The sequence below is a fragment of the Rhodospirillales bacterium genome (assembly GCA_023898785.1).
GTDB lineage: Bacteria > Pseudomonadota > Alphaproteobacteria > Micavibrionales > Micavibrionaceae > TMED27.
On record CP060239.1, the window covers coordinates 1696278 to 1709698 of the forward strand.

A 13421-nucleotide genomic window follows, 5' to 3' on the forward strand; every position below is an offset into this window, starting at 1 on the left:
AAGGGCGGCCATGGATATGGATTATGACGTGATTGTTGTTGGTGGAGGCCACGCCGGATGTGAGGCGGCGGCGGCCAGTGCGCGTATGGGTGCGAAGACGGCTTTGCTTACGCATAAGCTTTCAACAATTGGCGTGATGTCTTGTAATCCGGCGATTGGCGGATTGGGCAAGGGACATCTGGTGCGTGAAATCGATGCGCTGGACGGGTTGATGGGGCGAATTATCGACCAAGCGGGCATTCAGTTTCGGATGCTCAATGCTTCCAAAGGCCCGGCGGTGCGCGGCCCGCGTGCGCAGGCGGATCGTAAGCTGTATCGTGAGGCGATGCAGGCGGAATTATCGGACTACCCAAATTTAACGCTGGTTGAAGGCGCGGCTGAGGATCTTATTCTTGACGAGACTGGTGAAGTTGTCGGGGTGAAAGCGCAGGATGGGCGTGAGTTTAAATGTGCGGCTGTGGTGCTGACGACCGGGACATTTTTGCGTGGAATGATCCACCGGGGTGAGGAGCAAACGCCGGCGGGGCGTGTTGGTGAAGGGTCGTCTATCGGGTTGGCTGAAACGCTGGAACGGCTAGAATTTCCTTTAGGGCGTTTGAAGACCGGGACCCCTGCCCGGCTGGATGGACGTACGATTGATTGGGACAAATGTGAAGAGCAGCTTGGGGATACCGATCCGCGTCCGTTTTCCGCTATGAATGATGAAATCGCAGTGCCACAGATTTCCTGTCATATTACTTATACCACGGAAGAAACGCATAAGATTATTGCTGAGAATATCCATCGCAGTGCCATGTATTCGGGTAATATTTCCGGTGTGGGGCCACGCTATTGCCCCTCGATTGAGGACAAGATTAATCGTTTTGCCGATAAACCGCGTCATCAGGTTTTTCTGGAGCCGGAGGGGCTGGATGATCATACGGTGTATCCGAACGGGATTTCGACGTCCCTGCCTGTTGAGGTGCAGGATGCCTATATTCATTCGATACCGGGTCTTGAAAATGTCAAGGTGCTCGAGTGGGGTTATGCGATTGAATATGATTATTGCGATCCGCGGGATTTGAAGGCAACGCTGGAAAGCAAGCGATTGCCGGGCCTGTTTCTGGCTGGGCAGATTAACGGGACGACTGGCTATGAAGAGGCTGGCGCGCAAGGGTTGATGGCCGGACTGAATGCAGCGTTGCAGGCGAAATTTATGCACGAGTCTGTGGGTAAAGCTGTGGATGATTCACGTGAAACATTGAGAGCGTATGCGACGGTTTTTACGCTGGATCGGGCCGATGCCTATATCGGGGTGTTGATTGATGATTTGATTACGCGCGGTGCGCCGGAGCCGTACCGGATGTTTACCAGCCGTGCGGAATATCGTTTGCGGTTACGGGCAGATAATGCGGACCAACGTTTGACAGATTACGGTATTGAAATCGGATGCGTGGGTGTTTCACGTGAAAAGCTTTGGCGAGAGAAATCCAAAAAGCTGTCAACGGCGCAGGTGCTGGCCGAAGGATTACAGGCTAGCCCAAATGAACTTGAGGCGCATGGGATTATGATTAAAAAAGACGGGCAGCGCCGTAATGTTTATGATTTGCTGGCTTATCCGGATATTGATTGGGTGCAGCTTGAGAGAGTGTGGCCTGAGCTTAAGGCCATTGATCTGGATATCCGTGAGCAGATTGAATGTGATGCGCTGTATGCAAATTATATGGAGCGGCATGAGGCTGATATTGCGGCGTTTCGTAAGGATGAGGCTTTGGCGTTGCCTAAGATGCTGGATTATGCAGAAGTAGGCAGTTTGTCAAATGAGGTGCGCATGAAACTGGAACAGGCCCGCCCGGCGACGTTAGGTGCGGCTTCGCGGATTCCCGGCGTGACACCGGCGGCGCTGGTGGCGTTGCTCAGGCATGTGAAACGGAAGAATTCGTCACAGAAACTCAGGCGACAATCTTCACGTCGGGGGTCGGAGACCCATGTGGCCTAATTCGCTACAGATCAATGTTTCACGTGAATCCATGGAGAAGCTGGAGATTTATCATGCGCTTTTGCTTAAATGGCAAAAGGCGGTTAATCTGGTAAGTCCGAAGACGCTGGATGAGGCGTGGCAGCGGCATTTTGCGGATTCGGCGCAGTTGGCCGGATGTGTTTCACGTGAATCATCGGTTCTGGTGGATTTGGGGAGTGGCGCAGGTTTTCCGGGTTTGGTGCTGGCCATAATCCGGTCAGAATTGGATGTTCATCTGGTTGAGTCGGATGAGCGTAAATGTCAGTTTTTGAGGACCGTTTCACGTGAAACGAATGTGGATATAACAGTGCATAATGCGCGTATAGAATCTGTAAAACTTGGGGTAATTCCGGATATTGTGAGCGCACGGGCGCTAGCGGATCTTAAAATGTTGCTGGATTATTGCGGACCGTGGATTGCTGTTAATCCGCAGTTGGAATGTTTGTTTATGAAGGGTGCGAAGGCACGCGATGAAATAATACAAGCGCGGGAATTTTATGATTTTGAATGTGAGGTTTTGCCGAGTAAAACCGATCCGGCGGCCAGTATTTTAAGTTTGCGTGATATGTCTCCAAAATCCCGTGTATAAGCCTTGGTGGTATGGCCTGAAAGCTTGACCAACAGCGAGAATCGACGTTATTGTGTGTCTATTCCATTTTGTATCGATTCGAGAGGTTCATGTCCATGAAAAATCTTCCCGCCCGCACTGTTTCCCCTTCTTTCAAGACTCATGATTACCCGCGTTTGCTGGCGGTGGCGAACCAGAAAGGCGGGGTCGGGAAAACGACAACGGCGATCAATTTGGCGACGGCGCTTTCGGCGGTGGGTAAGCGGGTTTTGATTGTAGACCTGGACCCGCAGGGTAATGCTTCTACCGGATTAGGCGTTCGCCGTTCGTTGATTAAAAGCAGCTCTTATGATGTGTTGTTTGGGGATGTGGCGGTGGAAGATGCGGCCGTGAAGACCAAAGTGCCGCGGTTGTCGATTGTTCCGTCTTCAGTGCATTTGTCTGGTGCGGAGATTGAGCTTGTCACGGCGCATAGCCGTGAATATCGTTTGAGAGAAGCGCTGCGCCGCCCGTTGATGGGGCAAGGCGGGCCTTATGATTATGTGATTCTGGACTGCCCACCCTCGTTGAATTTGTTGACGCTGAACGCGTTGGTGGCAGTGGATTCGGTGATCGTGCCGTTGCAGTGTGAGTTTTACGCTCTGGAGGGGCTTAGTCATCTGACCAAGACCGTCGAGCGGGTGCGTAAACAGTTTAATCCACGGCTGGATATTCAGGGTGTCGTTTTGACGATGTATGATCAGCGTAATAATTTGACGGCGATGGTTGAGCGTGATGTACGCCAGTTTTTTGGTGATAAAGTTTATAAGACTGTTATACCTCGCAATGTGCGCTTGTCTGAGGCGCCGTCCTTTGGTTTGCCGGCGATTGTTTATGATATGAAATGTGCGGGCGCGCAGGCTTATATCCATTTGGCCAGCGAGGTAATTAAACGCGAGCGACAGATTAAAAAAGCGTTGCTTGCAGCGTAAAGCGATTCTAGAGTTTCACGTGAAACGATTTCTTTTTTGAAAGGGTTATGGAATGGATCCAAAAAGTCGTGGTTTGGGGCGCGGATTGAATGCCTTGTTTGAAGATGATGAAGGTGTTTATCCACAAGTTGATCCAGAAGGGCATATTCAGGGGCGCAAGCGTGATATGGTTGGTATTGATCAGCTTGAGCCGGGGCCGGGACAGCCGCGGACTATTTTCAGAGATGGCGCGCTGGATGAGCTGAGCGAATCGATTAAATTGCATGGCGTTTTGCAACCATTGCTGGTGCGAGAGCATAAGGATAATAGTGGGCAATATCAGATTATTGCCGGTGAGCGGCGTTGGCGGGCGGCACAAAAGGCGCAATTGCATGAGGTGCCGGTGATTGTGCTGAGTATTACGGATGCTGAAGCGTTTGAAATTGCGTTGATTGAGAATTTGCAGCGTGAGGATCTTGATCCTATTGATGAAGCGACTGGCTATCAAAAGCTCATCGATGAACACGAATATACGCAGGAAAAACTGGCGGAAAGCCTTGGAAAGAGCCGTTCGCATATTGCAAATATGATTCGGTTGTTGCAATTGCCGCTTGTGGTGCGGGATTTTTTAAGTGATGGAAAAATAACAATCGGCCACGCGCGGGCTTTGATTACGGTCGAGAACGCTGAGGCGTTGGTCAAGGAAGTGATTGCCAAAAATTTGAGCGTGCGTGAAACGGAAAAGCTTGTTGCCGAATCGCAAGGGCGGGCACAGACTACGAAAGTGCGGGCTTCAAAGTCCTCTCCGGCAAAGGATGTTGATACTTTGGCCCTGGAAGAAGACATTTCGGGTAAGCTCGGGATGCGCGTATCGATTGACAGCCGAGACGGGAAAAGCGGGCGGTTGAGCGTACAGTTCAAGACGCTTGACCAGCTTGACGTTCTTATACGGCGGCTTTCGGAAGAGAGTGGTTCCGGAAGGCTGTCTGCCTAGAACACCTCCCGATGAGGTTGGCTCATTTTTTGTTCTCTCCATGTGATCAGGAGGTTTGAGCATATAATGATGGCGCAGCCAATATAGACGTGGATTTCCGGTATTTCTTTCCAGACCGCCCAGCCCAAAAGCGTGGCCCACACAATGTTGAAATAGATAAGCGGGCTGAGAAAAGAGATTTCTCCGTGTTTATAGGCGTTGTTTTTAAAGAACTGGCTAAGAAAGCCGCTGATAATTATTCCGGCCAATAAAGCATAAGCGCTTGGCAGGCCCGTCCAGAAGAAGGGCAGGCAAAGTCCCGCAAACAGCGATCCCCACCCAAACAGGTAAAATGTCGTGGTCAGCGGGTCTTCGTTTTGTCCCAGGCTTCGCAGATAGAGTATGACAATTGCGGAGGCCAAAGCACCCATGAGCGCGACGATATAGGATGGTGTGAAATTTTCCATGCCGGGCTGCGTTATTACAAGCGCACCGGTCAGGCCTGCGGCGATGCATAATCCTCTGAATTTGCTTGTTTTTTCGTTCAAAAAGAGCGGTGATAGCACCGTTGCGATGATGGGTGCGCTCAGCAGAATTGCGGATACTGTTGCCAAAGGGAGTAGTGCGTTTGCCCATATAATAAGCCACAGGCAAATGTTACCGGTGAGGGCCCTTATAAATTGCGCTTTGGGACGTTTTGTTTTAAAGCGCTGGAATTGTCTTGTTGATAAAATGGTCAGTGTGACGAGCGCAAAGCCCCCGAGATTCCTGTAAAATAAAACCTCCAGCGGCGTTAATCCGTTTTCTGTCAAAAGCTTGGCGAACATGTTTACGAGGACGATCATAAAGCTTGAGCCTAACAGGAACCCGGCGGCCTTTAGATATTGACGGTTATCGTTTAACGGTTGCGCCATGTTTAGCGGGATTTGCTGATGCCGAGCACGGCCTGGGCGCAGAGGGTTTCCACGGGCGCGCCGGTTTGTTTGCATTGGGCCTCTAAATCCATAAGCTTTTGTAATACTTTGGATAATCCTTCTTTAGACCAGCGGTTTACTTGCGTTTTAAAGGCGTGTTGCTGCTTGAAAAAAATTGGCGGGCTTAAGGCTTTCATAGCTGAATCTGCCGAATCTCCCCTTTCAATAAGGCTTTTGATTAAATGCAGGCGCAGGAAGTGATTTTGCAGGCTGCGGAGGATCACAACAAAAGACACCCCCTCCTCCATCAATTGACGATAGGTTTTAAGCGCTTGGGCAGTATTATGCCCAGCGGTAGCATAGATAAGGTCATCGAGTGCGACAGCGCTGGTCTGACCGCAACATGCGGTGACATCGTCTAATGTTACAGGGGTGTTATCGTTGCCTTTGTAGGTAATGAGTTTTTCGAGTTCGCTGCGGACTTTTTGGCGATCACCGGAGATATTGGCGCTGAGCCAGGTGAGTGCGTCCTGGTCGATGCCGATTTGGGAGCTTGTTAATGTTTCGCGGATCAGGCGAGACAGATCGCGCTCATCTTCTACGTAACAAGGCACGGCGGCAGCGTTTTTTGCTGATTCGCAGAGTTTACGAAGGGTGCTACGGGGGCCGAGTTCACCGGCTTCGAGGATTACCAGCGCTGAATCTGAGGGGGTTTGCAGATATTCCTTGATTAGTGTGGTGATTTTGTCGCTGGTACCTTCGATCCGGATCAGGCGATCGCCGCCCATCATCGAGATTGCCCCGGCCTCGTCAGGCAGGCGGGCCGGGTCTTCGAGGAAAATTTCGGTGGATAGCGTGGCGACATTAAACGGGTCGTTCAGGTCTGTAACGACGGTTTTGCCAATGGTGGCGCTGCGCTCTTTCATTAGGCCGTTGTCCGGGCCGTAGACGAGGATTACCCTTGCGGCCTTGTTTGGCGCTTTGACGAAAGGTTCGATGTCGCGAAAAGCCAGTTTCATATTCGAGATCCTATAGCATGTGCCGGGCGGGTCAATTGTTCTTACATTGATGGCCATAAACTATAAACATACCGACTGGTCGGTATGTTTATGCTTGTTGTTATTTATAGGCACGTAAAAACCAAGGGGCTTGCCCCGTGGATGGAGTGCGTCCAGTATCTTCTTCATGCGATTAAGGAAGCAAGGCCACTGTGCGTACAAATGCGAATACCATCTGGTTTTGACCAGCAAGTACCGGCGTAAAATTTTCAATGAAGGATCATTTGCCTATCTGCGGGAATTGATAACGAGTTTTCATGAGATGTTGCCTGAGGTTGAAGTGTTGGAGATCAATCACGATGTTGATCATGTGCACCTGTTGTTATCAATTCCCCCCAAGATGTGTGTCAGTGATCAGGCCGTCTTATGAAGAAAAGGTTTGAGTATATGCGCAAAGCATATTGGGGCGCAGATGGCATATGGTCCGACGGTTATTTTGTCAGCACAGTGGGCATCGGTGAGAGTGTTATTAAGCGCTATATTCAAAACCAGGGAGAAGAAGATACTGGACAAGCGCAGCTTGAACTAAAGTGATACCACGGGCCTTGGCCCGTGGAGTTTCACTTCAGTTTTTTGAGTTGTTTTTCAAACAGCGTATAGGCGCAGAGGTTCGGGTTTTTAAAAATGACAGGGTCGTAATCGCGTTGAAAAGTCAGGGCCGATTCGAGCGTATTGAAAAGTAGCGCATTGACTTTGGAATCAGTGCAACCGGTATGGCAAATGGTGAGAAGGGGGCCGAGTTCGTCTTCAAGGCCTTCCAAATATGTAGAATTTTCTATAAGCGTTGCAAATTTTTGTGCGAAAGCCAGCATTGTGGTGTTACCGTAGGGAACATTGAGGAATCGACCGTTATGGTTTTGGGCGGCTTTGTATGCAGCTTCTAGCGGTTTTTGAAGCGTTTTGGGTTGCATTTGGTTCAAGCCGGAGCGTGCGAGCAAAATATCGACTTGTTTGGCAAATTCAGGGTCAAAGGCCAGCGTGGCGGTGAGCAGCAGTGCAGTTTGGTGCTGGTGCAGGCCGACACCAAACATGCGGGCTTCATAGCGGTGGTTGACTACCTGATTATTTTCGTCTTTCAGGGCGGCGATTTTTATATCCGGCCAGAGAATACTTTCGGCGAAAAAGTAATTGGTGGCTGTGTTTAGGCCCTGTTCACGCAATTTATTAAAGCTGGTCCATGTACCGGAGGGCAGGCGGATAAGTTTGCCGTGTTCGTCGTAATAGACAAAAAGCGGGTTGTTTATGACATGGTCGCCATGGCCGTGAATATAATCATCGCCGGTTTTGGCGCTGTATATATAGGGCGGGACGCCGCCGCGGTCTTTTAATGAGGTGCGGTGATGCATGCCGACGTGCCCTGTAAAAGCGTGGCCTTCATTGAATGGTGCGGCATTGTCGGTAATCATAAATAAAAAGGGCGCGAGGCAATAAAGGCGGCGGACATTTTCGAGCAGATGTCCGGGGCTCCGATAGCTGATCGAGACTTGATTGGATTTGCAGACCGAGAAATAGGCGGCAATGGCTTGCATGTCCTTGCGCGGCGGGGCGAAAAAGGCCTGATAGCGTTCGATATCCATGACGTTATTGAGCAGGTCGGCAGCGCTTTTGTTGGGCAGGTGCTGGAAATAAGAGCGTTTAAGGCCGATAGTAGCGGCTTTTTGCGTGAGGCAGACGATTTTTTTGTTGGTATCGTCCATGATCATGCGGAGATCTTTGGGGCCACGGGCAATCGAGCCGACTTCGAGCATTTCGGATGTGGGCTCATTGCGGACGAAATCGCCGTCGTACTCCGCGTTTGTGGTGTTTTTGGCGACCTTGTTTTGCGCAATTGTCATCGGGGCGAGATCAGCGCTTTCGGGGTCGAAGAAGGCGAGTTCAACTTCGATGCCGGCTTTGGCATCCGCGCCTACGCCCGCATAGGTGTCGATGACATCGTCGATCGATTCGATGCGCCGCGTGTCGCTGGCATTTACTTCGGACATATGTCGGGCCCCTTTCTCCTTACTTACCTTGCGTAATATGCGGTAGTTCAGGTTGAAAGGCAAATTTGCTGGATAAATAAAAACGCCAGCACAAAGAGGGTGCCAGCGTTTTTAGGGTTTCTCCATTTTATCAGTGGTTGATGATGGTAAGAAGCTCTTCTGCGTGTTCTTGAACGCTTCTGTTGGCGAGTCCTTGTAACTCATCGTGTGCTTTGGGCAGGCTTGTTTTATTAAGCACAGCCGTAACCGCTTTTTCAAAGGCGGCTTCTACGGGTTCGTCTTGACCATAATCGTTAAATACTTCTCGACTTATTGTTGTAAGAGGAACGAGGGCTGCGGGGCCGGGTCTTCCGTCCGGTACAACATAGCGAATTTCGATTGTTTCTCGATTATCATTTCTAAAGGGAACTATCAGCATTTTCTTTTCCTTTCGTTGTAAAATATTTTTGCAGATGTTTTAGCGGTAAACAGCGGCGGGTTCTTGTGTTGTATAAGACCAGTCGTCCGTGCGGTGGGGTTGGAGTATTCGCGCAGCGGCCAGCTTATTCGTACGGCTTGCGTTAAAAAGATTCGCCAGATTGCTATAGAAGGCGGTGTTTGCCGCAGCCCATGTGCGTTTCTGATAAAAAGGGTCAAGATTTTCGGGGTAGGGTGCATCCGTGCCTTTCTTTTGAAAATCTCTTAGCAATTCTTTTAGTAAAGTGTTGGCTAAATATTCGAGGTGACCGCTCATATAGATAAAAGGCCCCTTTTTTTCTGAAACAATCGCTGCGCCGGTTTCTTCCGAACTTGCTAAAATGTTCAGGTTTGGCTGGGCTCGCAGTGCGATTTCATCGGAGTAGTAGTAACGTGAAACGGGCATGGGGAATTTATGTTCTATGCCTTTAACCAGTGGCGAATTCGCATTGGTTACGGCCAGTTCGAAGATGCCGGTAAGTTTAGCCTCACGTTTTAGTCTTTCGATGCCGTAGAAATGGTTGAGCGCGACGTGAGCGGCCCAGCATGTTGCCAGCGTCGGCGTATTGCTTTTACGGGCATAATCAAGCAGGTCTATAAATTCATTGTAGAATTCATTGCCTTTGTCGTCTGTGGAGCCTGTTTTTTGTCTGAGGTCTAAGTTTGCTCCCGGGAAACCTGTCAGGACAATTCCGTTAATGGTCTTGTCGTTTCGAATTTCAGAGAGCGGTTTGTGGTATTTTAAACGGTGCTGTTCTTTTTTACTGTCTGATTTTTCGTGGGCAGCGGCGATTTTTGTTGAGGGGCTGTAAAAGACAAGCTCAACATTCAGGCCGCTTTCGGCAAAGGCGCGGGCGAACTGCGTTTCCGTTTCCACAACGTTGGACATGGTGTTGGCCACGGCCACACGCACGACATTGTCTTTAGGGGCTTGCGACGCCGGGATAACGTTTTTGCAGCCTTCTTGTCGCAAATTCTCAATTGCCGGGTGTCCATCTGGAAGAATAACAGCCATGTTTTAAAGTCCATTTCCTTAAATATTGGCTGTGCTGATAACAGAGCCTGATAGCGGAAAACCGAAATCAAAAAAGCCATGCGTGTTAGCACAGTGGTTAAATACAATATCTGTCGGGAATGGGTGGACGTTTGTCCGCGGTCATGCCCCGCCAGGTTTCCAAAATTCAGGAGACCACGGGCGGGATCAAAATAGCGTTGGTTTGATCTTTGCCGTGGCGCTTTAGCTTTTTTAACGCGGTGCAAGCTGAGTCCATCAAATGCCGCGGAAGTGCTATAAGCCATCGTTTTTGCTTATAGACCAGATATAAAACGATCGTCAAGATATTTTTCTGTAAAGTTATGTGCGTTTATTGTGCGTGTTTGAAATGCAGGGCGAGCTGTTCTTCAATTTGGCGGGCGAGGCCGTTCAGCGCGTTTTCACGGGTGTTTTGTTCCGAGACGCGATTGGCAAATTCGCTGGCCAGAATATTGTAGCTGGCGATGGATCGCAAAGGGCGTTGCAGGAGGACTTTGCCAGTTTGCTTATCAATGAGAGAGATATTGGTTTTAAGGGTTAATTGTCCGCGGGTGGTATCGGAATCTATAGTGACATCGAGATCGCGTCGGCTTTCCGAGACGGGTGAGACCGTTAGCTTGTAAAGCGGGTTTACCGGGCGGCCAGCGCGATAGAACCGGTCGATCAATGCATTGCGCAGAAACTGGCCTTCGCGATCAGGGATACCTCCGATTTCAATTGCAGCGAGATGTTCTTCGACGCCGACAGCGGTGTATTTATTTACGCCATAGACAGGGTGGAGGCCGCAGGATGTTAGTTGCAAGGTACAAGTTGCAAAGACCAAGAACAGCGCGATTTTTATCTTGTAACTTGTAACTTGCATCTTGTACCTCCTAAGCTGCCACCACGTTGACGATTTTGCCGGGCACGTAGATGAATTTGCGCACCTGTTTGCCTTCGATGAATTTTTTGACATTATCTTGCGACAGCGCGGTTTCGCGGGCGGTGGCTTCATCGGCGTCTGGAGCGAGGTTAATTTGCGCGCGGACCTTGCCGTTGACCTGTACGCCGAGGGTGACAGTGTCATCGGTCAGAAGCGTTTTATCGGCTTTGGGCCATGGTTCATCAGCCAGCAGGCTAGAGTGACCTAATTGTGCCCATAGCTCTTCGGCTAGGTGCGGCATCATCGGGTTGAAAAGCTGAGTAAGAGTTTCGAATGCTTCGCGCAAAGCCCAGCGGTCTGAATCATTCCCGGGTTTAAAGCCATTGATCATATTAGACAGTTCACGGATTTGCGCTACGGCCTTGTTCATTGCAAAATCTTCAATGGCTTTGGCGACGCCGACGATTGTTTTGTGTGATGCGCGGCGTAGATTAGTCGCGTTGTCTGAGAAATCAAGCGGCGTTGCACTATCTGCACCGGGCAGACTGGTTCTTGCTTCCATTAATGTGCGGTGAAGTTTATTGATAAATTTCCAGGCACCTTCGATGCCGGCCTCCGTCCATTCCAGATCACGTTCGGGCGGGGAGTCAGAGAGGATGAATAGCCGTGCCGCATCCGCGCCGTAAGTGTCGATAATGTCCTGCGGGTCGATGACGTTCTTTTTCGATTTGGACATTTTGATCGATGGGCCGATTTTGGCTTTGGTTTTATCGGTCAGAGCTTCATATTCGGATGGGAAGAGCCATTTGCCATTGGCGTCCTGATAAGTTTCGTGCGTGACCATGCCTTGTGTGAACAGGCCTGTGAATGGCTCATCGCAATCGACGTAGCCGCAGTCGCGCATGGCTTTGGTGAAAAAGCGGGCGTAGAGCAGATGAAGCACGGCGTGTTCGACGCCGCCGATATATTGCTCGACCGGCATCCAGTATTTGGCTTTGTCTTTATCAACAGGCGCGGTTTCATTATGCGGGTCGCAATAGCGGAACTGATACCACGAGCTTTCAAAGAAAGTATCAAACGTGTCGGTTTCGCGCTGGGCATCTTTACCGCATTTCGGACATGCGCAGTTTTTCCATGTCGGGTGGTGGGCAAGCGGGTTGCCGGGTTTGTTAAAGCTTATATCATCGGGGAGTGTCACGGGAAGTTGGTCTTCTGGAACCGGGACCGCGCCGCAATCCTCGCAATAAATGATGGGGATCGGGCAGCCCCAATAGCGCTGGCGGGAGATGCCCCAATCGCGCAGGCGGAACTGCGTGGTGCCAAAACCGGTGCCTGCGTTTTCGCAGCGCTTGATGACTTCCGCTTTGGCATCTTCGACGCTCATTCCATCGAGCCACTGGGAATTCACAAGTTTGCCGGGGCCGGTATAGGCTTGTTTTAGGTTTTTGTCTGTCCCGTCGGAAATAACGCGCTGGATTGGCAGACCGTATTTGGTTGCAAAATCAAAGTCGCGCTGGTCGTGGGCGGGGACGCCGAACACCGCGCCAGTGCCGTAATCCATCAGAACGAAATTGGCGAGGTAGATTGGGATTTCCCGGCCTAAAAGGGGATGGGTGGCTTTGTAGCCTGTATCAAAGCCGAGTTTTTCGGCTTGTTCGATGGCCGCTTCAGAGGTGCCGAGTGCGGCGCATTGTTTGACGAAGTCTTCGAATCCGTCTTTATCTGCACAAAGTTTTTTGGCCATCGGATGGTCGGCGGCCAGCGCCATAAATGAAGCGCCGAACAGTGTGTCGGGCCGCGTGGTATAGATCTCGATTTGCATGTCTGTCATTCCGAGCGTATGCGAGGAATCTCCATTTGCCGCATGAGATCCCTCCGCTTTGCGTTCGGGATGACAAGTGCTTTGCACTTGCCACTTAAATTGCAATCCGGTGGATTTGCCGATCCAGTTTTCCTGCATGATGCGGACTTTTTCCGGCCAGCGTTCAAGTTTGCCTAAGTCTGTAAGCAACTCATCGGCGTAATCGGTGATCTTGAGGAACCACTGGTTTAGTTTGCGGCGCTCAACAGGCGCGCCAGTGCGCCAGCCTTTGCCATCGACGACCTGTTCATTGGCCAGGACGGTATGATCAACCGGATCCCAGTTGACCATAGATTCCTTGCGATAGGCAATGCCTTTATCGAGGAAGTCGAGGAACATCTTTTGTTCGTGGCGGTAATATTCGGGCAGGCAGGTGGTGATTTCGCGGCTCCAGTCGATGGCGAGGCCCATGGATTTGAGTTGTTCGCGCATCTCAGATGTGTTGGATAGCGTCCAGTCTTTCGGATGGGCGCCGCGTTCAATGGCAGCGTTTTCTGCGGGCAGGCCAAACGCATCCCAGCCCATGGGGCGCAGGACATTATATCCGGAGGCGCGGCGGTAACGCGCGACAACGTCGCCGAGCGTATAGTTACGGACATGGCCGACATGGATGCGTCCGGATGGATAGGGAAACATCTCAAGGACATAGTATTTGTCTTTGGCTGGATCTTCGGTGACTTCAAAGCATTTACGCTCGTTCCAAACGGAACGCCACCGCGCTTCAGATTCTTTAATATTGTATTTTTCTTGTGTCATGAGAGACGA

General features: G+C 50.6%; 13 protein-coding genes. 6 read left to right on the top strand and 7 right to left on the bottom strand.

All coding sequences use genetic code 11. From position 1 onward, the window contains the following. The first annotated feature begins 10 nt into the window (after positions 1–10). From mnmG to H6859_08575, 4 genes are all read left to right on the top strand, one after another. Positions 11–1978, top strand: a complete 1968-nt coding sequence (gene mnmG, locus H6859_08560; protein USO05193.1) for a tRNA uridine-5-carboxymethylaminomethyl(34) synthesis enzyme MnmG — start codon at positions 11–13, stop codon at positions 1976–1978. Next, entirely contained in the window at positions 1968–2588 is a 621-nt protein-coding gene (rsmG, locus tag H6859_08565; GenBank protein ID USO05194.1) for a 16S rRNA (guanine(527)-N(7))-methyltransferase RsmG, read from the top strand. The genes mnmG and rsmG overlap by 11 nt, the downstream gene beginning before the upstream one ends. A 95-nt stretch (positions 2589–2683) precedes the next feature. Then, positions 2684–3538: a ParA family protein gene (locus tag H6859_08570; GenBank protein ID USO05195.1), complete on the top strand. Its 855-nt coding sequence runs from the start codon at positions 2684–2686 to the stop codon at positions 3536–3538. 52 nt (positions 3539–3590) lie between these two features. Beyond that, positions 3591–4511 carry a ParB/RepB/Spo0J family partition protein gene (locus H6859_08575; protein USO05196.1) on the top strand — a complete coding sequence of 307 codons (921 nt, stop codon included), beginning with the start codon at positions 3591–3593 and terminating at the stop codon, positions 4509–4511. Here H6859_08575 and H6859_08580 read toward each other — a convergent pair. Both H6859_08580 and H6859_08585 read right to left on the bottom strand, forming a co-directional pair. Next, positions 4508–5404, bottom strand: a complete 897-nt coding sequence (locus tag H6859_08580) for a DMT family transporter (GenBank protein USO05197.1) — start codon at positions 5402–5404, stop codon at positions 4508–4510. The two genes, H6859_08575 and H6859_08580, sit on opposite strands and share 4 nt — an antisense overlap. A gap of 2 nt (positions 5405–5406) precedes the next feature. Next, positions 5407–6423: a DNA polymerase III subunit delta gene (locus H6859_08585; protein ID USO05198.1), complete on the bottom strand. Its 1017-nt coding sequence runs from the start codon at positions 6421–6423 to the stop codon at positions 5407–5409. Positions 6424–6589: 166 nt separating this feature from the next. Here H6859_08585 and tnpA point away from each other — a divergent pair, with 166 nt between their 5' ends. Continuing rightward, complete coding sequence (gene tnpA, locus H6859_08590; GenBank protein ID USO05199.1) at positions 6590–6832, top strand: IS200/IS605 family transposase; 243 nt, start codon at positions 6590–6592, stop codon at positions 6830–6832. Positions 6833–6849: 17 nt separating this feature from the next. Then, entirely contained in the window at positions 6850–6996 is a 147-nt protein-coding gene (locus H6859_08595; protein USO05200.1) for a transposase, read from the top strand. Positions 6997–7022: 26 nt separating this feature from the next. Here the strand turns inward: H6859_08595 and H6859_08600 are convergent, their stop codons facing one another. The 5 genes from H6859_08600 to H6859_08620 form a co-directional block, all read right to left on the bottom strand. Beyond that, positions 7023–8444 carry a hypothetical protein gene (locus H6859_08600; protein ID USO05201.1) on the bottom strand — a complete coding sequence of 474 codons (1422 nt, stop codon included), beginning with the start codon at positions 8442–8444 and terminating at the stop codon, positions 7023–7025. A 130-nt stretch (positions 8445–8574) separates the two neighbouring features. Continuing rightward, positions 8575–8862, bottom strand: a complete 288-nt coding sequence (locus H6859_08605) for a hypothetical protein (GenBank protein USO05202.1) — start codon at positions 8860–8862, stop codon at positions 8575–8577. Positions 8863–8901: 39 nt separating this feature from the next. Further along, positions 8902–9915: a homoserine O-succinyltransferase gene (locus H6859_08610; protein ID USO05203.1), complete on the bottom strand. Its 1014-nt coding sequence runs from the start codon at positions 9913–9915 to the stop codon at positions 8902–8904. Positions 9916–10264: 349 nt separating this feature from the next. Continuing rightward, positions 10265–10795 (bottom strand): hypothetical protein, encoded by a 531-nt coding sequence (locus tag H6859_08615; protein ID USO05204.1) that lies wholly within the window; start codon positions 10793–10795, stop codon positions 10265–10267. A 10-nt stretch (positions 10796–10805) separates the two neighbouring features. Further along, positions 10806–13412 (bottom strand): leucine--tRNA ligase, encoded by a 2607-nt coding sequence (locus H6859_08620; GenBank protein USO05205.1) that lies wholly within the window; start codon positions 13410–13412, stop codon positions 10806–10808. Positions 13413–13421 lie beyond the last annotated feature (9 nt).